Genomic DNA, 25,192 nt, shown 5'->3' on the forward strand with positions numbered 1-25,192 from the left:
GCTTTGTTTTACTAAATAACGAACAATATATAGTATTATTGTACTACACCGATAAATTAATTTTATTTTTTTCTATCGTTTTTCTCAAATTCAACAAAGCATAACGCATTCTGCCCAATGCAGTATTGATGCTAACACCTGTTGCTTCTGCAATTTCATTAAAACTCATATCTTGATAAATACGCATAACCAGTACTTCGCGTTGGTCGTTTGGTAAATCGCTTACAAGTTTTTGTAAATCAGACTCTATGATGTTTTGAATAAGTTTACTCTCTACATTATCTGAATCATCTTTAATATAAGCAAATACAGAAAATTCATCATTATCTCTTACCATTGACATTTTATTATTTCTTCTAAAATAGTCTATAACCAAGTTGTGTGCAATGCGCATAACCCATGGCAAAAATTTGCCTTCTTCGTTGTAAGAATTACTTTTTAAAGTTTTAATCACTTTAATAAAAGTGTCTTGAAAAATATCATCTGCAATATCTCTATCGGCTATTTTAGAATAGATAAAATTATAAATTTTTGATTGATGTCTATTAATGAGTAAAGCCAAAGCATTTTCATCGCCAGCAATATAATTTTTTACCAATAAAGCGTCTGGGGTTTGATAAGAAGTAGCCATAAAATTACTTTTTAAGAAATGAATAAGTCGTTAAATATCTTTAAAAAGTAAATTTTTATCTTATAGGCTATGCGTTTTTGTTATAATTATTGCCAAATATAAATTAATAATTTGTTAAAATGCAAATAAAAACTAAAAAATTAACACATCAAGCACAATATTTTGTAGTAAACCACTTTATTTCTATCATTTCAATTAAATAAGTAATAGATTTCTATTTATCTTCTTGGAGGTTTTGGTGCGAGCATTTTAGTAGCTTCAAGTATAATAGTGTCAAATTTTTGCTTTTGACTGGCATTACATATAGCGCGTATTTGTTTAAAATGATTGAATGTAGAAAGTTCTTCTTTTCTTTTTATCTCTAGAATTTTATTGAGTTTATTGGCAATAAGAATAGAATCTGTTTGATTTGCTTTTAACAAGCTAAAATAGTCGTCGTGAGCTTTTCTATTTTCGATTCTTAATTGTTCTTGCTCGGTTCTATGTATATATATTAAATTTTCCAACTGTTCTTTTTGATGATTATTGAGCATAAGTTCGTGTTCAAAATAATCTGCTAATTTGTGCTTAGGGTCTTGATTATTACTTCCTAAAAAAACATAATACAACGTAGTTGCATTGATAACTACGAGTACTATTAATACTATTTTGTAAAATTTATTAGCTTCCATAGTTTATTGATTGTTTAAATAGTTTTCATAAATACCTTTTACAGCGTCGCTATTTTTTGAATTTTGAATTTTTTGTATACAAATCAAATTCAATGTAATAAGTATCAAAATTGTGGCTGCCATTTTTAGTATTTCACTTTTGCCAATACTATTTTTTTTTGTGTAGTATAACCCATAAAGTGTTTGCCTGTCATTTTGAGTAAACTCAACAGAATTTATAGTATCTGATAGTTTATAAATGCTTTCTATCCAAATTTCTTTATTTTCCATATTCTAAGAATTATAATCTTTATAATAATCTGCTAATATTTTTTTTAAATTTTGCTTGGCTCTAAATAGTAAGGCTTCTACAGAAGACAAAGTTGTTTGCATAATTTGTGCAACTTCTACATAACTTTGCTGTTCTATTTTGTGCAATAAAAATGCGGTTTTTTGTTGTTCTGGTAATTGATGTATTGCTTTAAATAAAATGACTTTTTGTTCTTGATTTTCAATATTTTCGTTAGCTGTAAAAGAACTTTTTATTTGATTTTCTTTCCATTCATAATTAGTAGTACTAATTGATATTGTAGCGCCATTACGCTTTTTTCTTGTATGATAACGTATATATTCTAAACACTTATTTACTGTAATTCTATAAATCCAAGTGGATAAGCTCGACTTTTTATCAAATTTATGAATGTTGGTATATATTGCTATAAACACCTCTTGCATAGCATCTTGCACATCATCTTCATGTTGCAAATAATGATAGCACATATTTTTTACTTTGACCCCATAGGTATCTACCAACCAAATGTATGCCTTTTGGTCTCCAGAAATAAGTAATGCTATTTGCTCTAGTTCTTTCACTATATTTATTTAGACGACAATGATATAAAAAACTTTTGGTAGAATAATTTTTTGTGCAGCAACAGAAGTAATCAAATACAATTTTAAATGATTAAATTTGCAAAAATTAATTGCAAACCATGATTTCTACAGATATCTCTCAGCTTGATCCAAAGAAAAATATTTTAATAAAAGGAGCTCAAATTCACAATTTAAAAAATTTGGATGTAGCCATACCGAGAAATCAAATGGTTGTTATTACAGGGCTTTCTGGATCTGGAAAATCATCGTTAGCGTTTGACACTTTGTATGCAGAAGGACAACGTCGCTATGTAGAAAGTCTATCTAGTTACGCCCGCCAATTTTTGGGCAGGCTCGATAAGCCTAAGGTAGATTATATTAAAGGTATTGCTCCTGCTATTGCTATTGAACAAAAAGTCAATTCTACCAATGCTCGTTCTACCGTAGGTACTTCTACAGAAATTTACGATTATTTAAAACTTTTGTTTGCTCGTATTGGTAAAACGTATTCTCCTGTATCGGGCAAAGAAGTAAAAAAACACACCGTTACTGATGTAGTAAATGCAGTAAAACAATTAGAAGAAAATAGCAAATGGTTATTGCTTGCCCCTATTCATCTTGAAGAAGGCAGAAAAATAGAAGATAAGTTACAAGTATTGCTTCAACAAGGTTTTGCTCGAATACTTATTGATAATAAAACTGTACGACTTGATGAGTTTTTATCAGACAAAAATGCGTTGAAAGTTTCTAAAAATTATAACCTTATTGTAGATCGTATTGTTGTAAAAACTGATGAAGAATTTTATAACCGACTTGCTGATGCGGTTCAAACTGCATTCTACGAGGGCAAAGGAATGTGTTATTTACAATCTGTAGACACACAAGAGCGTATCGATTTTAATACCAATTTCACGTTAGATGGACTGTCTTTTTTAGAGCCAAACATTCATTTATTTAGTTTTAATAATCCTTATGGTGCTTGTCCTACTTGCGATGGCTACGGAAATATAATAGGTATAGATGAAGATTTGGTAATACCCAATACGGCACTATCTATTTATGATAATGCGGTATTTCCTTGGCGAGGCGATAGCATGAGTTGGTATCGTGATCAATTGGTTAATAATGCCTACAAATTTGATTTTCCTATTCATAAACCTTATTTTGAACTTACCGAAAGTCAAAAAAGCCTTATTTGGAAAGGTAACAAATATTTTGTTGGGCTTGATGACTTTTTTAAAGAGCTTGAAGAAAAAAACTATAAAATTCAAAATAGAGTATTGTTATCGCGCTACAGAGGCAAAACCAAATGTCCAACTTGTAGAGGTACTCGATTACGAAACGAAACAAATAATATTAAAATAGGTGGCAAAACGATTACAGATTTGGTGATAATGCCTATTAAAAATCTTATCTCTTTTTTCAAAGAATTAAAATTATCAGATTACGATTTTAATGTTTCAAAACGTTTACTATTAGAAATAAATAATAGATTACTTTTTTTACAAAATGTAGGTTTAGAATACCTTACATTAAATCGAAACTCGGCTAGTTTATCTGGAGGAGAATCCCAACGAATAAATTTGGCTACATCGTTGGGTAGTAGTTTGGTAGGTTCCATGTATATACTAGATGAGCCCAGTATTGGTCTTCATCCAAAAGATACAGAAAAACTTATTCAAGTATTAAAAGACCTTAAACAATTAGGAAATACCGTTATAGTAGTTGAGCATGATGAAGATATTATGAAAGCTGCAGATATGATTATAGATATTGGTCCTGAGGCAGGCTCATTGGGTGGTGAATTGGTTGCACAAGGAACTTTTAGTGAATTGTTAAAGTCTAACTCTTTGACGGCTAAATACCTTAATGGAACAAGTGAAATTTCAGTACCTACGAAAAGAAGAGTATCAAAAAATAGCATCAAAATTATTGGCGCACGTGAAAACAATTTAAAGAATATTGATGTTACTTTTCCGTTAGAATCTCTAACCGTAATTACAGGTGTTTCGGGTAGTGGAAAAAGTACTTTGGTAAAAAAAATACTCTACCCTGCTCTACAAAAAAAACTAACAGGTATAGGAGAAAAAGCAGGTCAATTTACAGCGTTAGAAGGAAGTTTTTCACACATTCAGCATGTAGAATATGTAGACCAAAATCCTATAGGTAAAAGTTCTCGCTCAAATCCTGTAACTTATATTAAAGCTTATGATGATATTCGGGATTTATTTTCAAAACAAAAATTATCAAAAATAAGAGGCTACCAACCCAAACATTTTTCGTTTAATGTAGATGGAGGTCGTTGTGAAACTTGTAAGGGCGATGGTGTAATTAATGTAGAAATGGTTTTTATGGCCGATGTTGAATTGCCTTGCGAAACCTGTGGAGGAAAACGCTTTAAAAAAGAAATTCTCGAAGTACTTTTTGAAGGAAAAAGTATTGATGATATTTTAAAAATGACAATTGAAGAAGCATTAGCATTTTTTGAAAAACATAAACAAACAAAAATTATCCAGAAACTTCAGCCTTTGCATGACGTTGGCTTGAGCTATGTTCAATTAGGGCAGTCATCTTCTACATTATCTGGTGGTGAAGCACAACGAATTAAATTGGCTTCGTTTTTGGTAAAAGGAACAACCAAAGATAAAACACTCTTTATTTTTGATGAGCCTACTACAGGTTTGCATTTTCATGATATTAATAAATTATTAAAATCTTTTGATGCTCTTATAGACAAAGGACATTCTATTATAGTTATTGAGCACAATTTAGATTTAATAAAATGTGCCGACTACATTATTGATTTAGGCCCAGAAGGTGGAGAAAACGGAGGTTGTTTGTTGGCAAGCGGTACCCCAGAACAAATTGTAAAGAACAAAAAATCTATAATTGCGCCTTATTTAAAAGAAAAGTTGTAAGCGTTTTTAAGTTGATTTTGCTAATTTACTATTCTTGTATCCAAAGTTAAAATAAATAATTAAGCCAATAAGTAACCAAGCAAAAAAGTAAATCCAGTTCCAAATAGTAAGTTGTGCCATCATATACAAACAACTTATCAATCCTAATAACGGTATTAATGATAAGTTTTGTTTCCAAGACCAAATTACTAATCCAATTAGTGAGATAAGAAAAATCCACATAGGAATTTTATGTTTAAACAATGCAAATCCAGATTCAAAAATTTTATTTTCGTCTAAAGGAGCTTTTGTAATTACACTTTCGTAAGTTTCATTATCTACCAATTTACTCAAAAGCATTTCCATATCATCAAGCGTATTTTTTTCTTGAGGAACCAAATAACTATGTAGCGCTTTAATTTCGCTTTCATTCAAATTATTGATTATTTCAGATGGTGTTCGCACTTGTTTCTCATTGCTAATAAAGGCGTAAGTTTCTTTTTTAAAATAAGTAAAAGAAACCAAAACCCCTACTAACAAAGCAACGGGCAATATATATTTTGAGTTTATGTAAGGAGTTTTAAATTTACCTCTAGGAATATTGGGTTTATTTTGCAAAACCAAAACGCCAGCACATACCAATACAAAAGCAAAAAGTGTACCTATACTACACAAGTCTGTTACCATAGTAAGGTTTAAAAACAATGCCGGTACTGCCACTACAAACCCTGTTACAATCGTAGCATAAGAAGGCGTTTTGTACTTTGGATGTACTCTAGCATAGCGTTTGGGCAATAATCCATCTCTACTCATACTCATCCAAATACGAGGTTGTCCCATTTGAAAAACAAGTAACACACTTGCCATAGCTACAACAGCACTTACAGCTATAATTCCAGACATCCATTTTAAGTTTAATTTATCAAATACAAAAGCTAATGGATCGCCCACATTCAAATCTGAATATTTTACCATACCTGTTAGTACCAAAGCAATAATAACATACAAAACAGTACAAATTATTATTGCCCACATCATACCTTTGGGTAAATCACGTTGTGGGTTTTTACATTCTTCGGCTGTGGTTGAAATAGCGTCAAAACCAATATAAGCAAAGAAAACTGCTGATACTCCTTTTAATATACCACCTACTCCATTTGGGGCAAATGGGTGCCAGTTATCAACATCAACATAAAAAATCCCCACGGCTATAACCAGTAATATAATACAAAGCTTTACAACAACCATTAGATTACTTGCATTTCGAGATTCTTTCATGCCTCTATAGACCAAATAAGTAATAATAATAATGATTAACAAAGCTGGTAAATCGGCTACAAAATGAAACGCACCCATTTGAGGCGAAGTTGTCCATGCAGTATATGCAAATTGTAAACTTTCGGGTAAATTGGCAAAGGTTTTACCGCTATTCATAAGTGCTGTAGCTTCTTTAAAGCCGTTTGAAGCGGTTAAATAATCCATTTGAACCCATTGTGGTAAATGAATACCACCGCTTTCTAGCAATCCTGTAAAATAATCGCTCCAAGAAATCGCTACCGTAATATTTCCGATGGCATATTCCATAATTAATGCCCAACCAATAATCCAAGCTATAATTTCGCCAAAAGCAACGTATGAATACGTATAGGCACTACCCGAAACAGGAACCATAGATGCAAATTCTGCATAAGCAAATGCCGCAAAACTACATGCAATAGCTGTAAAAATAAACAAGAAAATAACCGCAGGCCCGCCATCGGCACTTGCCTTACCTATAGTACTAAAAATTCCTGCGCCAATAATAGCAGCAATTCCAAAGGCTGTTAAATCTTTGGATGTAAGATGTTTTCCTAGAGCTTGATGCCCGTCGGAATCATTTTTAGAAACTTGATTTAATATATCCTGAACAGTCTTTTTTCTAAATAGGTTGGAAAAATTCATTGAATTTTAATTTTACTTCAAAAACAAATATAGTGTTTGTTTTTTATAAATTTTGAAAGTTTTATTTTTAATAAGCATAATCTATACTAAAATAAATTTATATAATTAAAAATAATAGCTAAAACACCAATTCTGCGCTACCTTTGTAGTATTAAAAATAATAACTTAAACTAATAAATATGGCTTTAGTAGGAAAAAAATTCCCAAACATTACTGTTGATGCAATCTCTTTTATGGGAGATAATTTAAGAATTAATGTGCTTGAAGAAGCAACAAAAAACAACAAAAAAGTATTATTGTTTTGGTATCCAAAAGATTTTACGTTTGTATGCCCAACAGAATTGCATGCTTTTCAAGCTGCATTACAAGAATTTGAATCAAGAAACACTATGGTTATTGGTGCTTCTTGCGACACAAACGAAGTACACTTTGCATGGTTAAACACTCCAAAAAATGCAGGAGGAATAGAAGGTGTTACCTATCCAATTTTGGCAGATACAACTCGTAATTTGTCGGCTGCATTGGATATTCTAGACTCAGAATGGGTTTATGACGAGGCTATGAATGATGAAATTTTAGAAGGATCTAATGTAACATTTAGAGCAACTTATCTAATTGATGAAACTGGAAAAATATTCCACGAAAGCGTAAATGATATGCCTCTTGGTAGAAATGTACAAGAATATTTACGTTTGATTGATGCGTACACACACGTACAAACAAACGGTGAAGTTTGTCCGGCAAACTGGGAAAAAGGTAAAGATGCTATGAATGCTGATAGAAATAGTACAGCTTCTTACTTAGCTTCGCACTAATTCGATTCAAAAATTAATTATTATAACAAAAATCAACTTCAATATCATTAATTAAAACACAAAAAGGTTTGTTTTATTTTTCAAATTTTTGCGTTGAAAATTTGAATTTTGAAATTGAAGTTGAATTTTGAAATTTTAAAACTATGTTTACAGAAATAGAAAAAGACAATCTAGCAGAAATAGTGGCTCAAAACGAAGTTGTAGTAGTTCAATATGCTGCTTCATGGTGTGGTAATTGTCGTATTATGAAACCTAAATTTAAAGTTTTGGCAGCTCAACACGAAAATATTCCTTTTCTAATAGTTGATGCAGAACAGTTTCCAGAATCTAGAAAATTAGCCAAAGTAGACAATTTACCTACTTTTGCTACTTTTAAAAACGGAGTGTTGGTAAACCAAGCACAAACCAACAAAGCTGAAGTACTAACCGAATTGGTTAATGAAGTAGTTTAAACACGCTGTATTTTAAGTATAAAGTTTATTTAAATACAAGAAAAAACTTATACTTTTATAAAAAATAAATTATGAAACTACCCGTAATAAAACACCTTCAGCAATTTATAGAAAATAATGATGCTGACTATTTGATAGAAACAATCGAGGTGCTGGAAAATCTTACTGAACTAGAATCGCTTAAAGAAGAAGAGTTAGACGTTATTGGAGAGCTTATTTCTAATATGTACGGCGCATTAGAAGTACACAAAATGATTAAGGAAGGTAAAGACAAAAAAACCGCTCTCAACGATTTTATGAAGCGTGTATTAGGTTCTATTGATAAATAAATTTTAAAATAAATTGAGATTTTCAGTCTCAATTTATTTTTATTGTAAAGTCTTATAGGTTGTCTATTAGGTACTTTACAACACTTCTCTTTTTATTTTCATATATCCAACATCAATATAATATTTTCAAAAACATGGATTTAGTATTTGCTTCGAACAATCAGAATAAAATTATTGAAATACAAAATTTAGTGCCTAAAAATTTTAAAATACTAAGTTTATCAGATATAGGTTGTTATGAAGATATTCCAGAAACTGGTTCTACAATAGAAGAAAATGCTTACCTAAAAGCAATTTACATAGCTAAAAAATATAATTTAAATTGTTTTGCAGACGATTCTGGGCTAGAAATAGAAGCGCTACATGGTGAACCCGGAGTATTTTCGGCTCGCTATGCTGGTATTCCAAAAAATGACCAAAATAACATAGATAAAGTTTTACAAAAATTGGAAAATATTCCCAATAGAAGTGCTAATTTTAAAACCGTTATTTGTTTAAATATTGATAATCAAATGCATTATTTTGAAGGAAAAGTATTTGGTACTATTATTTCTGAAATGCGTGGTACTAATGGCTTTGGTTACGATCCAATATTTGTACCAGATAATTACAACAAAACGTTTGCAGAAATGTCATTAGAAGAAAAATCAAAAATAAGTCATCGAGCTATAGCAGTACAAAAACTTACGACTTTTTTACAAAAATAGTTCCTGCGGGTAAACTCCAGTTATACTTTACAGCAACAAGCCTAAATAATATAATAAAACCACTAGTACAGATATAAAGCATTTCTTTGGAAATAGAAGTTTTTTGAAGTAAAAAAAACAGAATACCACCTACAATACATAAAGTTGCATAAATTTCTTTGTGAAACAATACAGGAATTTCATTGCATAATATATCGCGAATTACACCACCAAAACTAGCGGTTAATGTTCCTAAAACAATACATATCATAGGACTTAATTCATGCTGTAACCCTTTTTCTATACCAATAAGTGTAAAAACGCCTAAACCAATTGTATCAAACAAAAAAAGTGATTTTCTTAACTTATCCAAATAACGATTAAACAATATCGATAGAAAAAAACCTGCTGTAATGATATAAATATATTGGGTATGATGCATCCACCCTACTGGAGTTTGCCCAATTAGTATATCGCGCAGAGTTCCTCCACCCAAAGCTGTTACAAACGCTATAACATATACGCCAAACAAATCCATTTTTTTGTAAATGGCTGTAAGCGCTCCAGAAATTGCAAATACAAGAGTACCAATAATGTCTAGATATTCAAACATGACATATTATTTTTCTAAAATTGCTTTAATATTTGGTTTAAAGTAATTTGGGCCTTTTAAAACTTTACCATCTTCCCTATATATTGGCTTTCCATTTTCGTCCAGTTTACTCATATTACTACGCTGTATTTCGTCAAAAACTTCTTCTATTTTATGCTGTAACCCGTGCTCAATAATAGTGCCACACAATATATACAATAAATCGCCCAAAGCATCTGCTACTTCTACCAAATCTCCATTGTGAGCAGCTTCTAAATATTCTTCGTTTTCTTCTTTTAATAATTCATACCGAAGTTTTATTTTATCTAATCCAATTTTTGCTTTTGGAGTATTTTGATAGCCCAATTGATAGATTTCGTGGAATTTTTTTACTGCATTAAGTTGTTTTTCCATAACATAGAGCATATATAAAGTTATATACTGCAAATATTAACTATTTTTGCAAAAAATAAAGACAAAATGTTTACTAAAGGACAAATTATTTTTGGCGTACTATTCTTTATAGCTTTTGTAGTAGCTATGATTTTTTCTTATAAAAAAGATAAAAATATGCATGTGATGTTTTATAAAGGAAATTATAAAGTATTACTTGGTTTCATCGTATTTATTGTATTTTTATTTGCAATTAAAGTATTTTTAAAACATTAATTCTTTTTTTGTTAAAAAAAATATATTTTTACCACACAAAATACTATTTTATGAGAATTATCAAATATTTGCTTTTAATGTTGCTCCTTTTTGCTATAGGACTTGCAGTATATATTGCTACGCAAAACGCTTCTTTTGATGTACACGGCAGTAGATTGGTAAAATCTCAAAAAAATATTGTGTACGGATATTTAAATGATTATTCTCAATGGGAAAATTTTGTATCGTGGAATTCCATAGAAAAACCTTTACAATTTACTATAAATAGCAAAACCGGAGGTATTGGTGCTCAATGTTCTTGGAAAGGAAAACATACAGGAAATGTTAAAACTATATATGCCAAATTTAACGATTCTATTGCACAAACTATGGTAAACAACGAACAAAAATCGTTTGTTTCATGGAAAGTTAAAGATACTACTGGTGGAACTCTAGTAATGTGGCATACAAAAGGTAAACTTGATTTTATGACCAAAGTTATCGCTTTTTTTAAAGGTGGTGTGAGTACCTCTGCAGGCGATGTTTTAGACGAATCTATCATTAACTTAAATAGATTAATAGACAAAGAACTAAACACATTTTCAATAAATATAAAAGGCGTTGTTACTGTACCTGCTACTTTTTATATTAAAAAATCTATGTTTTCGAGAGAGAAAGATATTCAAAAAAATATTCGTGTTTTATTACCTAAACTCGAACAATATTTCTCCAAAAATAATTTTACAGCAAACGGCAAACCTTTTGTTCAATACACTAAGTTTGATAGAGAAAATGATATTATAGGATTGAATATTTGTATTCCCGTTAAAGACAGTATTGCAATTATGCCTGGTGGAGAAATAACCTCTGGCGAGCGTAAACCCTATCAAGCATTATCAGTTATACTAAAAGGCGATTATGCACATACACAAAAAGCATGGAATAAGGGTTATACATTTATTGCAAAAAACAAATTAGTACGAAATGGCTCTGAACTCATTACAGAAGTATTCCAAAAAGGGAGAAAAGACACGAAAAACCCAGCAGATTGGGAAACAGAAATACTAATTCCGATATATACCAAAAAGAAAGTATATAGAAAACCTGTAGTTTCCGACTCTACCAAAGTAAGTATACCTACACCATCTGTATCAACACAAATACCAACAACTCCAAATTAACAATTAAACCTTTTTACTCTTTAGTAGTCTAATATAAAAATACTATTGTTGGAAGATAAAGAGTTACTTCATTTATTACGCAACGAGAAGACTCAAAATGAGGGCTTCAAATTTCTAGTGCAACAATACCAACGTAGTTTATATTATCATATCCGAACAATTGTTATCAATCATGATGATACCGATGATGTACTTCAAAATACGTTTATAAAAATATTTAAAAATATACATAGTTTTAAAGAAGAAAGCAAACTCTATTCATGGATGTTTCGCATAGCAACCAATGAAGCGCTTACATTTCTTCAAAAAAAAGCAAAACAAAATACGGTTTCTACTGAAGAAGTTTTGCAAAATGCAGTAAACAATTTAAAAGCAGATACTTATTTTGAAGGTACAGAAATTCAAATACAACTACAAAAAGCTATAGCTCAACTTCCCGAAAAACAACAACTTGTATTTAAGTTAAAATATTTTGAAGAACTTAAATATGAAGAAATATCTGAGATGCTTTCAACATCTGTTGGAGCTTTAAAAGCTTCGTATCATTTGGCAGTAAAAAAAATAGAAGATTTTTTAAAAACCAATTAAACCTTTTTTATAAAATAAAGTCTTACAAATATGAGTCAAGAAGAATTTAACATTCCAAAAATAAAATCGGGATTTCGAGCGCCAGAAAATTATTTTGAAAATTTTAGCGCAAAAATGGTACAAGAAATAGAATTGAGTAAAAAACCTACTACTAAAGTTATTTCTTTACAAAAACATTTCTATTGGCTAGCCGCTTGTATTGCATTTATAATTATAACGCCATTTGCTTATCAATACTATAAAAACACAAAACAAAACACCGAAATTGAAAACTATATCACAGAGCAATCTACCATTTCGCAAGATGATTTAGTAGAATTATTAAATGATAATGACATCAATCAATTAAAAAAAGAATTACAACCCGATAAAGAAGTTGTAAACGAATATTTAGAAAACACTAATGTGGAACAAATACTATTAGACTAATGAAAATACTAAAAAATATAACATTCTTATTTATAATATTAGTTTCTTTTAATACTTGGTCTCAAAGAGGTCGATTGGCACAAAAAAAAGAAGAAGTAAAATCGTTGAAAGTAGCTTTTATAACAAACGAATTGGATTTGACTACTGCCGAAGCAGAAAAATTTTGGCCTTTATTTAATGAGTTTGAAAAAAAGCAAAACGATATTAGAAAACAAAAACTAAAAAACTATATTGATCGATCAGATGCTGAAAATTTATCTGAAAAAGATGCTGCAAGTTTATTGGTTCAAATGGAAACCGCTGAAGAAGAATTGTTTCAATTAAGAAAAAAATTTATAGCTAGCCTAAAAAATGTGTTGCCAGCATCCAAAATTATAAAACTAAAAAGAGCTGAAGATAAATTTAGTAAAAAACTTTTACAGCAAATACGAGATAACAAAAGGTAACTTTTGATTATAATTAGATTGAACTTCATAAAAAGTGCTCATACTGTGAGCACTTTTTAAATTTAAAATCTTAAAATTAGATTAAGTATCTTAAAAAAATCTTAAAAACCCATTTTTGGCATACTAATTGAATTTTGCACTACAAGCGCTTATTATCAATTCTAAAAATCATCATTATGAAAACAAAAATATTTTATTCCGTTTTTTTTGTAGCTTGTTCTTTACTATCATTTGCACAAGACAAAACTACAGTAACAGCTACAAGCTCAGAAATAAGTGATAACCTCGACCTTAGAGCTATTGCTTCTATATTTGGAGATTCAAAAGACTTAGAAGATTTTGAATATAAAATAAACGATCCGAAACAACAAATATCAAACCTAGATTTAAACAACGATAATCAGGTAGATTATTTAAGAGTTATAGAAAACATTGAAGGAAACACACATATTATTGTATTACAATCGGTACTTGGGAAAGATCTATACCAAGATGTCGCTACTATAGAAGTTCAAAAAGATAGAGATAATAGAGTACAAATTCAAGTAGTAGGCGATGTTTATTTATATGGTAGAAATTATATTTATGAGCCTGTTTATGTTCATGTTCCTGTAATATACAATACATTTTGGGTAAATTATTACAGACCTTATTATTCTAGATGGTATTGGGGCTACTATCCTACTCATTATTACGTTTGGACACCATTTCCTGTATTTAGATACCGCCATCATATAGGTTTGTGCATCAATTTAAATCACCACTACAATTATGTTCATACTAGAAGATGTCAAGATGCATATAATGTGTATTATGGAAGACGAGCAAATGCTTATGAAAGACAGTATCCAAACCGTTCTTTTGAAAGCAGAAATAATGGATATGCTAATCGATACGAACTAGACCAAAGAAGAACAACTAGAGATGTTGCTTTTCAATCTGGTAGAGAAACTAGAGTACTAAATGCAAATACAAGAGGTGAAAGAACTTTTGAACCAAGAGAAAATACTTCAACAAGAGAATTATCTCCAAGAAATAACTCTAGCGAATCTAGCAGTGTTCGATTGGAAAATTCCACTCCAAGAACGGAAAATCCAAGAGTGCGAGATGAGCAACCAAGAGAAATAAGAAATGAGAGCCCAAGAAAAGAACAACCTAGAGCCGTACGAAACGAAAATCCTAGAATAGAACAACCAAGAAATAACACGCCAAGAACTATGAATATGGGTGGCGGAAGCAGAAATGAATCTGTAAGAACAGAAAGTCAATCTAGCGGAAGAAATTTTGGTGGAAGTGGAAGAGGTGGTTCTTTTAATGGAGGTGGTAGAAGAAGATAATATTCTAATAAAATTATTAAAAACAAAAGGGTTTGACTTAATGTAAAAGTTAAACCCTTTTTTCTAGTATAGTTTAGAAACTATTTAAAATAGAATTTCCGTTATATCTATATGATTTTATTTATTTAAAATATGATAAGCAATAAGCCCATCTATTGGTCGTCTTAATACATTACCAATTTTAATATTATGTTTACTTAAAACTTCGGTAAGTTCATCTTTTAAGTAAAATGATATAGAACCAACAAAGTGTACTGCTACAGAGTTGTGGTTATCAAATTGTTTGATGTAATTTTCAACAAAGTCTTCCATTTCTGCATAAATATATTTTTTGCAAAAATCAGTATCTTTATGTTTGATTAAAAATTTTGCAAAACGAGCCAAATACGCATTCGGATTGGGCTCTTTGTACAAATTATTTTTTACAAAATCTGCATCTAGATTGTATTCTTCTTCAAACTCCAATGCCATTTCTTTTGGCATTTTATTAAAATAATACCCTCTTAATAAGTGTCTTCCAAAACGATTACCCGAACAATCATCCATAGCAATATACCCCAAAGATTGTACTTTTTGGTGAAGTATTGTGCCATCAAAATAACTACAATTTGAACCTGTTCCAAGTATACATACAATCGCTTGTTCGTCTTTTGGAGTTGTAGCATACACTGCTGCATAGGTATCTTCGTGCACAACTACTTTTGCTTGAGAGAAATAATCTGAGAAAACTTCGGTAAGAAAATTTTTCATTCTATCTGTTCCACAACCTGCTCCATAAAAAAATAAATGGGTGGCTTTATCTTTGTTGTGCGAAATATCAAACTTATCTTCAAGTCTATTTATTATTTCCTCTTTGTCTAACACTTCTGGGTTTAAACCGAGCGTTTGGGTTGTAAATAATACTTTGCCGTTATCATCTATGGCAATCCAATCGGCTTTGGTAGAGCCACTATCTACGAGTAGTTTCATTTTTAACTATATAAAAAAATAAAGAGAAAAGAAATAATGTGTATTGTCTTTTCTCTCTATTTGTTAGATTTTTATAAATTTCCTACGTGTACCGCTAAGTCAATCAATTTACTAGAGTAGCCATATTCGTTATCGTACCAAGATACAATTTTGAAAAAAGTAGAGTTTAGACCAATACCTGCTTTGGCATCAACGATAGAAGTACGAGAGTCTGATATAAAATCTTGCGAAACAACATCGTCTTCTGTATATCCTAATATTCCTTTAAGTTCATTTTCTGATGCTTTTTTCAAAACAGCCATAATTTCTTCATAGCTCGTTTCTTTAGCAAGTTTTACAGTTAAGTCTACTGCAGATACATCGGCTGTTGGTACACGCATAGACATACCTGTAAGTTTTCCGTTTAGCTCTGGAATTACTTTGCCTACTGCTTTTGCAGCACCTGTAGAAGCAGGAATAATATTTAAAAGAGCTGCTCTACCGCCACGAAAATCTTTTTTTGAAGGACCATCTACAGTAAGTTGTGTAGCTGTAGTTGCGTGAACAGTAGTCATAAGACCTTCTACAATTCCGAAATTATCATGAATTACTTTTGCCAATGGGGCTAAACAGTTTGTAGTACAAGAGGCATTTGAAACAATAGTATCGGCAGCAGTAGCTTTGGTATGATTAACTCCCATAACAAACATTGGAGCATCTGCAGATGGAGCTGAAATAACTACTTTTTTTGCACCGCCTGTAATATGAGCTTGTGCTTTTTCTAAAGTGGTAAATATACCTGTGCATTCTGCTACTACATCTACATCTACTTTTTCATCATCCCATTTGATAAGTGTAGGGTCTTTTTCGGCCGTTACACGAATAAATTTATCATTAACATAAAGTTGTCCGTCTTTTACTTCTACTTTTCCGTTAAAACGACCATGCACAGAGTCGTATTTAAGTAAATAAGCTAAATGTTCTACTTCAAGCAAGTCATTAATAGCTACTACTTCTACATTATCTCTATTGAAAGATTCTCTAAAAACGATTCTTCCAATTCTTCCAAATCCGTTAATTCCTAATTTTATTTTAGACATTTTTTTAAATTTTTATTTATTTTTTAAATGTGATTGTTATTTGTTGCTTCTTAATAATGATAATTTAATTCTTAATTAAGTTGTCATTATATCAGAAACTCGAAGTAATTCTTGATCTATTTGAGAGTGTCCTTTAATAGCTTGGTCTAATGGTGTTAAACATACTTTATCATTTAGCATACCAACCATGTAGTTTGACTTTCCTTCAAGTATTGATTCTACTGCTTTTACACCCAATCTTGAAGCTAAAACTCTATCAAAACAAGAAGGAGAACCACCGCGTTGCATATGACCTAATACAGAAACTCGAATGTCGTATTCTGGCTGATTTTCTTCGATATAATCTTTTAGTTCAAATACATTTTTACCAATTTTATCGCCTTCTGCTATTACTACAATACTAGATGATTTGCCAGATAGTTTGCTTTTTCTTAGCGATTCTAGTAAACGTTCTAAACCTAAATCTTCTTCGGGAATCAATATTTCTTCGGCTCCTGCACCTATTCCTGCATTGAGAGCTATATGTCCTGCATCACGCCCCATAACTTCTACAAGAAATAATCTATTATGCGAACTTGCAGTATCTCGTATTTTGTCTATTGCTTCGACCACTGTATTTAAGGCAGTATCAAAACCAAGTGTGTGGCTTGTTCCAAAAATATCGTTATCAATAGTTCCAGGAATTCCTATAACTGGAAATTTATATTCTTTATTAAATACTTCTGCTCCTGTAAACGAACCATCTCCTCCTATGACAACCAGAGCATTTACCCCGTATTCAACCAAATTTTCGTGAGCCTTTGCTCTTCCTTCGGGCGTCATAAAATCTTTTGATCGGGCAGATTTTAATATAGTACCTCCTTTATTTACAATATTATTTACCGATCTTGGTCCCATATTTTCAAAATCGCCTTCTATCATGCCTTGATAGCCTCTGTAAATACCTACGCATTCAACATTGTAATACGCACAGGCACGCACTACCGAACGAATGGCTGCATTCATACCAGGAGAATCTCCTCCAGAGGTAAGTACGCCTATTTTTTTAATTCTTTTGCTCATAATCATTACTAATTATGTTCAAATTTACTAAAGATTTCGCAATAAATTATAGCTATTTTTAACGATATTAACAATACAACAAAATTCAATCGTTTTCGTTGATAAGTTTTAATATTTTTAAGAAAAGTGGTTTTGTAGAATAAAGGTTATTCTTCTGTTTTAACAGCTTCTTTGTTTGGAGTAGTAGTATTACTTTCTTTATTCTTGTTTGAAGGTGTTTTCATTTTGATATAATCAGGAAGTTTTTCATTTTCTTCTGATTTATTTTCGGTTGGTACTTTGTCGATTTTTGTTTTGGTAAAAATTTTGTTTACCAACTCTTTAAACGTATCAAAATCTACTTGATATGACACCCCTAGACCTTGTGTATACCCCACGCCTTGCCCTAAATACGTAATGTCATTTTCTCTATTAAAGACTCTTAAATTAAGAGTTCCATCTTCATTTACTCTATATTTTAATTCAAAATTACCCACGATTGTAGATTCATTTAAGCCTCCTACAGGTACTCCAACTTTTCCGTTTATGGTTATTCTATCACTAACTTTTGTAGAAATAGTGGCCACTACCCTACCATCGTTAGGATTTATAGCGCTTTTATCTGCTTGAAAATAATTCAAGTCTATTTGCATATTTCCAGAGTCGTCGTTGAATAGTTTACCCAAAATAGAGCCTGCCGTTTCAAAAGCAAAGTTAGAATATTGCGCTTGCGACAGACCTTCGGCACTTAAAAAACTTCCTGTAGAAAGCAAAAATATAGCTTGCTTAGATCGGGTATCTTTATCGGCTAATTTTGTTTCTATTTCTGCTTTCATAACCGAACTAACATTTGGAAAATTAATATTAAAATCGGGTTCGGGATTGGTAAGTGTTCCCTTTACACCAATAACAACATCTACAGGTGTTTTTTGGTTTACAGATGTGTTGTCTAGCAATACACCTGGGTTGGCATTGGTATTGTATATAGCCTCTAAATTTAATATGGCATTATACGGATTTCCTTCCCATGCAATATAACTACTTGGTGAAACTTTGAATTTTTTATTGATTAAACCTCCATATCTAAAGTTATATTCGCCTTTGTATACAGCAAAATCTCCCCACATATTTAAATCTCCCAAGGTATTAATTCTAAAAAGCATTGTACCTTTACCATTTCCTTTCATACCATGTCCAGATTCTCTATCCAAAATAACTTCTATATCTGCTTCTGGCGTTATTTTGAACTCGAAATTCATTTGCAACCCATTGTAATTAAGTTCTTTAATTACTTTTGGGTCAGGAATGTTATTTTTTTCATTTTTAGTAACAAAATGAATGTAGTCGTTATCAGAAACCGCATCTGCATTGTTTATAGGAATTTTTACAGAAGTTCCCTCTTTAGACTCTGCATTTACATCTATGACTAATGCATTGGTAGGACCTGAAATTCTTGCTTCTCCATCGATAAAAGCTACACCAAAATAGGCTGCATCTTCGCTATCTTTGGTATTTAGTGCGAGTATTTTATTGGATGATAAATCTAAATCTAATTGCCAATTGCCAAATTGTTTGTGTTTAATAATTCCTTTTAAGTCGCCTTCTGTATTAAATTTTGTATCAAACAATTTTGTTGGTTCTATAATAAAACTATTTTGTGTTACTCGTACTACCGAATTGTTTCGTACCGCATAGTCTACATTAAGATACGGAATAGTCATTCCTGCATCATCAACCAGTAATTTGCCACTGTAATTTACATTACTTACGCTACCATTAATTTTGGCATCGCCCGATACATAGCCTCTTATATTACTAAGAACGTCGCCTCCTAATTTTGCCAAAATACCTAAATTAAAACGTTGAAAGTTTAAGTTTAAGTCTAGTTTGGTATCGTTTTCTACTATTTGAAAATTACCTTCGGCTGTTAATGATTTGAAATTTTCATTTTCGACACTTGCTTCAACATCAAATTTTTTGAATGAATTATCGCCTTCTATATCCAAATTTAAATTGCCTAAACTATTATCATTAACAATTAAATCTTTAATTTCCAGCGAAGCTGTTGGTTGATAAATATTGTTATTTTGTTTTAAATATACATCGCCATTGAGTTTACCGTCAAATACAAACTCTTGAATATCGGGAGTAATTTTGTTTAAGTTTACTTCTTCAAAATTTAAATGCAAATCTTTATTTTTAGTACCATTTATTGTACCATTCAATTGCATTTTTTGATTTTCGTGAGAAACTATTATATTACCAAATTCAAACTCTTTGAACGATTTGTCAAATATAATTCGGTTATCTGCACTTTCTTTTTCATTTATATACCAAAGAAAATCTTTAAACATCATTTCCGATTTTCTAATTCCAACTACACTTTTTCTTTGCTTATCTATAGTATGGTATGCATTGATATTGTAAAAATCATTACCGCTTTCGCCTCCTTTAAACTCAGTTCTAAAATTTAAGGTGTCATTTGAAGTGGCATTAATTAACGAAAAGTCTCTTATTTTGTAATACTTTGTTTTAATGCTATCGAGTTCAATATATGTATTGTATAACGGGTTTTTATTATCTAAACTTACTTGTACATTGTCTAGATGAACATCAAATCCGTCAAGGTATTTTGCGTTAAAATTAAATTTAAAATCGTTGTCGTCTCCATTTATAGAACCCTGAATAACAGCGTTTTCGTCTAATGATATTTTAGGGTTTAGTATCTCAACAATTTTGTTGAAATCTGAAAAATTAAATTTTATATATTGCCCTTTTCGTATTGCATCGGGTTTATAGTTTGAATATAAACTTCCCAACGAATTCATTACCATTTTTTCTATTTGATTGTAATCAAATTTACCTTTTATAGAACCATTTATAGCATCGGGAGATAGTAGAGTTATGGTACGCTCGTTGTCCAATCCAAATTGGGAACTGAGTGTAACTTCATCAAAAAAATAAGTGTCTTTTTGATTTTGATAGGAAGCATTTGTTAATGCTACCGTACCTTTCATATTGTTTAAATTACTCCCGCTTAAGTTACTATCAATTACACCTCTAAAAACCGAAACAGCATCATTCATAAAACCAAGCTTTTTTAGATTTGCATAATCTACTTTGGCATGAAAATCATATATTTTATTTCGTTTATTTAAGTTTACGGTCCCATTAAAATCTAAGAATAAATTTGGATCATTAATGTTTACTTTACCTTTAAAATAAGGCTTTTTAAAACTTCCGTTTGCTATAATATTTTGATAGGTATAGCCATTGTATGTAGCGCTAGAAATTTCTCCAGAAAATTTTGTGTCTAAATATTTTTCTACAAAACCTTTTCCGTCTACAGCAACATCAAGAGTTACTTTGCCTATTTCTTTTTTGTTTAAAAAAGTTCCTAAATCAAATTGAGTTAATGTAATGTTACCATTGTAAATTGCCTTATCGATGTTGTCTAAATTTTTTATAGATAAATCTGAACTTACATTACCTAGTTTTGTTTCTAAGTCAAATACAGCATCAATTGCTTTTGTGGTTACTTCGGCATCTCCTATCAAATTAAACTGACCTATTTTTCTTAAAGAAGTTGGTAACTTTTTACCCAATACATTTGGCAGTAAGGCGGTAAGTTTTTCATAACTAGAAGATACCTTTTTAAACGAGCCTTTCATGTAAAAATCACCCTGATTGGGTTTTGCAAAAAGGTTTTTAAAACGTACATCGCCTTCTATTATTGAATGATTATCGGTAAGTTTTAAATTTTTTGCAAAAAAATCATTGAGTGTTCCATCTACTTTTCCGCTAAACTTAAACTCTTGGTCTTTACCCATTTCTTTCCAAAAATATTTAATATCTGTAGACGAAATGAGTGCAGAATTGGTATTGATATCAAAAACTACTTTATTGTTAAAATCGGCGAAATCTTTTCTGTCATATTTTAAGATAACATCTCCATTAAAATTGGAATATTTGGTTTTAAAGTCTAATTTTTCTAAACGAATATTTTGTTTGGTATATGTAAAATGCGATGCTAAACTCTCTACTTCCATGCCTCTGTGGTCTTTAAAAGACATTTCGTTGATTTGAGTTGTTACGTTTGGCCCTTTAATTTTAAAATTGGTAAGAACGGCATTAAGTTTTGTAAAATCAACATCGAGAGGAACTTCTCTATTTTCGTCTATTTCCATAAAACGACTGTCTGAAATATTGATTTTTTTGGAAGTCATTAAAAATTTACCACTTGAAGGCTTTCCATCGTCAAAAGCTGCAATAAATTCATCTAAACTTGAATCTTTTTCGCCTTTGTACGTTTTAACAATAACAGTCATGCCGTCGGCTCGCATTGCGCCAAATAGTAACTGACCATTAATTAATTTATTGAAATCTAAAATACTAGTATTGATACGTTTGGCATAAATAAGCGTGTCTTTATGCTTATCTTTTATCATTACTTTTTTGAGCTTTACACTACCAAAAACGGTAATAGCTACCTGATCTACAGATATGTCTGTACCAAAATCTTTATTGATTTTTTCTGTAGCGTAATGAGCAATTTTTGTTTGTACAACAGGCAAAGAAAGAGCTATTGCAATCAGTAGCAATAAAATAATAAGTACTAAAATAGTACGAAATAGTATTTTTCTGACAGTTTTTATAACCCGAATATATTATTTTTGCCAAATATAGTTCAAAAATTGTGCCCAATGCAAACCAAAGATACATTTATTCTTGCTATCGAGAGTTCGTGCGATGATACTGCTGCTGCTGTATTGAAAAACAGCAAAGTATTGTCTAATGTTGTGGCAAGGCAAAGTATACATGAAGAGTATGGCGGAGTGGTTCCAGAACTTGCCTCTAGAGCACATCAACAAAATATCGTACCTGTAGTAGATGTGGCTTTAAAAAAAGCTAATATATCTATTAATCAGTTAGATGCTATTGGCTTTACACAAGGTCCAGGACTTATGGGTTCTTTATTGGTTGGGACTTCGTTTGCAAAATCTATGGCTATGGCATTAAATATTCCGCTTATTGCCGTAAACCATATGCATGCTCATATTTTGGCTCATTTTATTGATGAAGAAGGCTATGACAAACCTGAATTCCCTTTTTTAGCACTCACAATCTCTGGTGGTCATACACAAATTGTAAAAGTTAGTAGCTTTTTTGATATGGAAGTTATTGGAGAAACTACTGATGATGCTGTTGGCGAAGCCTTTGACAAATCGGCTAAAATTATGGGACTGCCCTATCCAGGTGGTCCATTAATAGACAAATATGCTCAAAACGGAAATCCAAAAGCATATAAATTTACAAAACCCAAAGTAGATGGTTTGGATTTTAGTTTTTCAGGCTTAAAAACGCAAATTATGTATTTTATTCAAAAAAATACAGCCGAAAACAAATCATTTGTAGATGAAAATTTAGCCAATATTTGTGCCTCTATTCAACAAATTATTATTGATATTCTTATAGAAAAATTAAAGCTTGCTGTAGCACAAACAGGAATAAAACAAATTGCTGTAGGTGGCGGTGTTTCGGCAAATTCGGGTATTCGAAAAACATTACTAGAAGCACAAACAAAATATGGTTGGAAAACATTTATTCCTAAATTTGAATATACTACAGATAATGCAGCTATGATTGGTATTGTAGCTTACCATAATTTTTTAGCACAAAAATTTAGCAAAAACAATATAACATCAAAAGCAAGAATAGAAATGTAATGGGAACTTCTAAAAAAAAGTCGTTTGATAGCAATGTAAATCAAATTGCCGATACTTTTAAGTCGATTGCACATCCTGCCCGATTGCAAGTATTGCATATTTTATTAGAAAAAAAGAGCGCTTCTTGTGGAGAAATTGTTTCGTTGCTACCTCTATCGCAATCTACAGTATCAAAACATTTGATAGAGTTAAAAAAAACAGAACTTATTGGTGAGATATTTGACGGGAAAAAGACTATTTTTTTTCTAAAAAAAGACTCCCTAACACACACCTCTTTATTCTTAAATGACTTTCTAAAGAAAGCTCAAGAAAGTAATTCTTTTGAACCCATTCAAAAAAAATCTTTAAAAAAGAAATCTATTGGAATTATTAACGATATTTTTGTTCAAGCGGTAAAACCTAAAAATAGAATAGCAAATCCTGCTTTAAAGAGTTACAATCATAAGTTTAGCTTTTCAAATAAATTAAAAAACTAAATGCAATTATTTTATACTAATCAAATAAATATACACAATAACCAGTTTACTTTTTCCAAAGAAGAAAGCAAACATATTATTAAAGTATTACGTAAAAAAGAACAAGATAAAATATTTATTACAAATGGTTTAGGCTACTTATTTGAAACTTGTATAACAATTGCTTCAGATAGCCGTTGCACCGTTTCTATAGTTGAACACACCCAACAGAGTGAGCCAGAATTCCATCTGCACTTGGCGGTTGCTCCTACAAAAATGAATGACCGTTACGAATGGTTTTTGGAGAAAGCTACAGAAATTGGAATACAAGAAATTACACCTATTTTTTGTAATCAATCTGAAAGAAAAGTAATTAACCTAGAGCGATTTGAAAAAATACTAGTATCGGCAATGAAACAATCCAATCAATTGTTTTTACCAAAAATTAATGAGCCTATTTCGTTTCAGCAATTTGTTAGTAAAAACTTCGAAGGTCAAAAATTTATAGCTCATTGTGCTGAAGATGATAAAAAATCATTAAAAAATTCATTAGTACAAAATCAAGATGTTTTAATTTTAATTGGCCCTGAAGGAGATTTTTCTGCTAAAGAAATCCAACAAGCGTTGCAGCAAAATTATACTCCAGTTAGTTTAGGAAATACAAGATTACGCACAGAAACCGCTGCTGTAGTAGCGTGCCATACGGTACAATTATTAAATGAAAAGTAAGTATATTTGTAAGAAATTATACCCATTAAGCTAACACATTGCTCTTTATGAAAGTAACAAAATATTTAGTTCTATTTTTTATTTTTAGTATAACCATAACTTCTGCACAAGAAATTGCTTTATTAAAATACAGCGGTGGCGGTGATTGGTACGCCAACCCTACCTCGTTGCCCAATTTAATTAAATATGCCAATCAAAACATAAAAACCAAAATAAAATTAAAACCTGCAACTGTAGAACCAGGTAATCCTGATATTTTTTCATATCCTTTTATTCACATGACAGGTCACGGCAATGTGGTTTTTAGTTCTGGCGATGTAAACAATTTAAGAAATTACTTGCTTTCGGGAGGTTTTTTGCATATAGATGATAACTATGGCATGGATGAATATATTAGAAAAGAAATAAAAAAAATATTTCCAAATAATGATTTAGTAGAAATACCCGCTACTCATCCTATATTTCAAAAACCATATACGTTTGCAAATGGGTTGCCAAAAATTCACCTACACGACAATAAAAGACCACAGGCTTTTGGTGTGTTTGAAAACAATCGATTAGTACTACTTTATACTTATGAATGCGATTTGGGAGACGGTTGGGAAGATCCTGATGTGCACAATGATCCAAAAGAAGTACGTGAAAAAGCTTTAAAAATGGGAGCTAATATACTTTACTACATTTTTAACAACTAAATA

26 protein-coding genes are annotated in these 25,192 nt (G+C 31.0%); 15 read left to right on the forward strand and 11 right to left on the reverse strand.

The annotated features are described in order from the left end of the window. Window positions 1-43: 43 nt before the first annotated feature. From Q361_RS07960 to Q361_RS07975, 4 genes are all read right to left on the reverse strand, one after another. The gene (locus tag Q361_RS07960; protein ID WP_103726194.1) at window positions 44-631 is read right to left on the reverse strand and encodes an RNA polymerase sigma factor; all 588 of its coding nucleotides are present in this window, start codon (window positions 629-631) and stop codon (window positions 44-46) included. Window positions 632-849: 218 nt separating this feature from the next. Beyond that, window positions 850-1,302, reverse strand: coding sequence for a Spy/CpxP family protein refolding chaperone (locus tag Q361_RS07965; RefSeq protein ID WP_103726195.1), 453 nt, complete (start codon window positions 1,300-1,302; stop codon window positions 850-852). A gap of 3 nt (window positions 1,303-1,305) precedes the next feature. Continuing rightward, the gene (locus Q361_RS07970; RefSeq protein WP_103726196.1) at window positions 1,306-1,572 is read right to left on the reverse strand and encodes a hypothetical protein; all 267 of its coding nucleotides are present in this window, start codon (window positions 1,570-1,572) and stop codon (window positions 1,306-1,308) included. A gap of 3 nt (window positions 1,573-1,575) precedes the next feature. Then, window positions 1,576-2,154, reverse strand: coding sequence for an RNA polymerase sigma factor (locus tag Q361_RS07975; protein ID WP_103726197.1), 579 nt, complete (start codon window positions 2,152-2,154; stop codon window positions 1,576-1,578). Window positions 2,155-2,273: 119 nt separating this feature from the next. On the opposite strand from Q361_RS07975, the gene uvrA reads away from it, so the two are divergent. Further along, entirely contained in the window at window positions 2,274-5,072 is a 2,799-nt protein-coding gene (uvrA, locus tag Q361_RS07980; protein ID WP_103726198.1) for an excinuclease ABC subunit UvrA, read from the forward strand. Window positions 5,073-5,078: 6 nt separating this feature from the next. Here the strand turns inward: uvrA and Q361_RS07985 are convergent, their stop codons facing one another. Next, window positions 5,079-6,992 carry an amino acid permease gene (locus tag Q361_RS07985; RefSeq protein ID WP_103726199.1) on the reverse strand — a complete coding sequence of 638 codons (1,914 nt, stop codon included), beginning with the start codon at window positions 6,990-6,992 and terminating at the stop codon, window positions 5,079-5,081. 179 nt (window positions 6,993-7,171) lie between these two features. On the opposite strand from Q361_RS07985, the gene Q361_RS07990 reads away from it, so the two are divergent. The 4 genes from Q361_RS07990 to Q361_RS08005 all read left to right on the forward strand — a co-directional run bounded on the left by Q361_RS07990 (window position 7,172) and on the right by Q361_RS08005 (window position 9,295). Next, window positions 7,172-7,807 carry a peroxiredoxin gene (locus Q361_RS07990; RefSeq protein WP_103726200.1) on the forward strand — a complete coding sequence of 212 codons (636 nt, stop codon included), beginning with the start codon at window positions 7,172-7,174 and terminating at the stop codon, window positions 7,805-7,807. Between the two features lie 143 nt (window positions 7,808-7,950). Further along, on the forward strand, window positions 7,951-8,259 hold the full coding sequence (locus tag Q361_RS07995) for a thioredoxin family protein (protein WP_103726201.1): 309 nt from the start codon (window positions 7,951-7,953) through the stop codon (window positions 8,257-8,259). 71 nt (window positions 8,260-8,330) lie between these two features. Continuing rightward, window positions 8,331-8,588 (forward strand): DUF6952 family protein, encoded by a 258-nt coding sequence (locus Q361_RS08000; RefSeq protein WP_103726202.1) that lies wholly within the window; start codon window positions 8,331-8,333, stop codon window positions 8,586-8,588. 134 nt (window positions 8,589-8,722) lie between these two features. Beyond that, entirely contained in the window at window positions 8,723-9,295 is a 573-nt protein-coding gene (locus Q361_RS08005; protein WP_103726203.1) for a non-canonical purine NTP diphosphatase, read from the forward strand. On the opposite strand, the gene Q361_RS08010 is transcribed toward Q361_RS08005, so the two are convergent. Next, window positions 9,273-9,887: a trimeric intracellular cation channel family protein gene (locus Q361_RS08010; protein ID WP_103726204.1), complete on the reverse strand. Its 615-nt coding sequence runs from the start codon at window positions 9,885-9,887 to the stop codon at window positions 9,273-9,275. The two genes, Q361_RS08005 and Q361_RS08010, sit on opposite strands and share 23 nt — an antisense overlap. A 6-nt stretch (window positions 9,888-9,893) precedes the next feature. Then, on the reverse strand, window positions 9,894-10,280 hold the full coding sequence (locus Q361_RS08015) for a pyrophosphohydrolase domain-containing protein (protein ID WP_103726205.1): 387 nt from the start codon (window positions 10,278-10,280) through the stop codon (window positions 9,894-9,896). 66 nt (window positions 10,281-10,346) lie between these two features. Here Q361_RS08015 and Q361_RS08020 point away from each other — a divergent pair, with 66 nt between their 5' ends. The 6 genes from Q361_RS08020 (at window position 10,347) to Q361_RS08045 (ending at window position 14,495) form a co-directional block, all read left to right on the forward strand. Next, complete coding sequence (locus Q361_RS08020) at window positions 10,347-10,535, forward strand: hypothetical protein (RefSeq protein WP_103726206.1); 189 nt, start codon at window positions 10,347-10,349, stop codon at window positions 10,533-10,535. A 50-nt stretch (window positions 10,536-10,585) separates the two neighbouring features. Beyond that, the gene (locus Q361_RS08025; protein ID WP_146046993.1) at window positions 10,586-11,695 is read left to right on the forward strand and encodes a hypothetical protein; all 1,110 of its coding nucleotides are present in this window, start codon (window positions 10,586-10,588) and stop codon (window positions 11,693-11,695) included. Window positions 11,696-11,740: 45 nt separating this feature from the next. Then, entirely contained in the window at window positions 11,741-12,283 is a 543-nt protein-coding gene (locus tag Q361_RS08030) for an RNA polymerase sigma factor (protein WP_103726208.1), read from the forward strand. A 30-nt stretch (window positions 12,284-12,313) separates the two neighbouring features. Next, window positions 12,314-12,712, forward strand: coding sequence for a hypothetical protein (locus Q361_RS08035; protein WP_103726209.1), 399 nt, complete (start codon window positions 12,314-12,316; stop codon window positions 12,710-12,712). Beyond that, window positions 12,712-13,158: a sensor of ECF-type sigma factor gene (locus Q361_RS08040; protein WP_245874620.1), complete on the forward strand. Its 447-nt coding sequence runs from the start codon at window positions 12,712-12,714 to the stop codon at window positions 13,156-13,158. Before Q361_RS08035 ends, Q361_RS08040 begins: the two co-directional genes overlap by 1 nt. Before the next feature lie 176 nt (window positions 13,159-13,334). After that, window positions 13,335-14,495, forward strand: a complete 1,161-nt coding sequence (locus Q361_RS08045; RefSeq protein WP_103726210.1) for a hypothetical protein — start codon at window positions 13,335-13,337, stop codon at window positions 14,493-14,495. Window positions 14,496-14,612: 117 nt separating this feature from the next. On the opposite strand, the gene Q361_RS08050 is transcribed toward Q361_RS08045, so the two are convergent. The 4 genes from Q361_RS08050 to Q361_RS08065 all read right to left on the reverse strand — a co-directional run bounded on the left by Q361_RS08050 (window position 14,613) and on the right by Q361_RS08065 (window position 22,185). Beyond that, complete coding sequence (locus Q361_RS08050; protein ID WP_103726211.1) at window positions 14,613-15,464, reverse strand: N-acetylglucosamine kinase; 852 nt, start codon at window positions 15,462-15,464, stop codon at window positions 14,613-14,615. 71 nt (window positions 15,465-15,535) lie between these two features. Beyond that, window positions 15,536-16,543 (reverse strand): type I glyceraldehyde-3-phosphate dehydrogenase, encoded by a 1,008-nt coding sequence (gap, locus tag Q361_RS08055; protein ID WP_103726212.1) that lies wholly within the window; start codon window positions 16,541-16,543, stop codon window positions 15,536-15,538. A 75-nt stretch (window positions 16,544-16,618) separates the two neighbouring features. Further along, the gene (gene pfkA, locus Q361_RS08060) at window positions 16,619-17,605 is read right to left on the reverse strand and encodes a 6-phosphofructokinase (protein WP_103726213.1); all 987 of its coding nucleotides are present in this window, start codon (window positions 17,603-17,605) and stop codon (window positions 16,619-16,621) included. Between the two features lie 146 nt (window positions 17,606-17,751). Continuing rightward, window positions 17,752-22,185 (reverse strand): translocation/assembly module TamB domain-containing protein, encoded by a 4,434-nt coding sequence (locus tag Q361_RS08065; RefSeq protein ID WP_245874621.1) that lies wholly within the window; start codon window positions 22,183-22,185, stop codon window positions 17,752-17,754. Window positions 22,186-22,287: 102 nt separating this feature from the next. On the opposite strand from Q361_RS08065, the gene tsaD reads away from it, so the two are divergent. From tsaD to Q361_RS08085, 4 genes are read left to right on the forward strand one after another with little or no spacing between them, the layout of a single operon-like run. Next, a complete protein-coding gene (tsaD, locus tag Q361_RS08070) occupies window positions 22,288-23,310 on the forward strand; it encodes a tRNA (adenosine(37)-N6)-threonylcarbamoyltransferase complex transferase subunit TsaD (protein WP_103726214.1) in 1,023 nt (340 codons plus the stop codon). Continuing rightward, a complete protein-coding gene (locus tag Q361_RS08075; protein WP_103726215.1) occupies window positions 23,310-23,786 on the forward strand; it encodes an ArsR/SmtB family transcription factor in 477 nt (158 codons plus the stop codon). Before tsaD ends, Q361_RS08075 begins: the two co-directional genes overlap by 1 nt. Then, window positions 23,787-24,494 (forward strand): 16S rRNA (uracil(1498)-N(3))-methyltransferase, encoded by a 708-nt coding sequence (locus Q361_RS08080; protein WP_103726216.1) that lies wholly within the window; start codon window positions 23,787-23,789, stop codon window positions 24,492-24,494. A gap of 47 nt (window positions 24,495-24,541) precedes the next feature. Beyond that, on the forward strand, window positions 24,542-25,189 hold the full coding sequence (locus tag Q361_RS08085; protein WP_103726217.1) for a DUF4159 domain-containing protein: 648 nt from the start codon (window positions 24,542-24,544) through the stop codon (window positions 25,187-25,189). The last annotated feature ends 3 nt before the right edge of the window (window positions 25,190-25,192 follow it).

It is taken from the genome of Flavobacterium croceum DSM 17960, assembly GCF_002917885.1.
GTDB lineage: Bacteria > Bacteroidota > Bacteroidia > Flavobacteriales > Flavobacteriaceae > Flavobacterium > Flavobacterium croceum.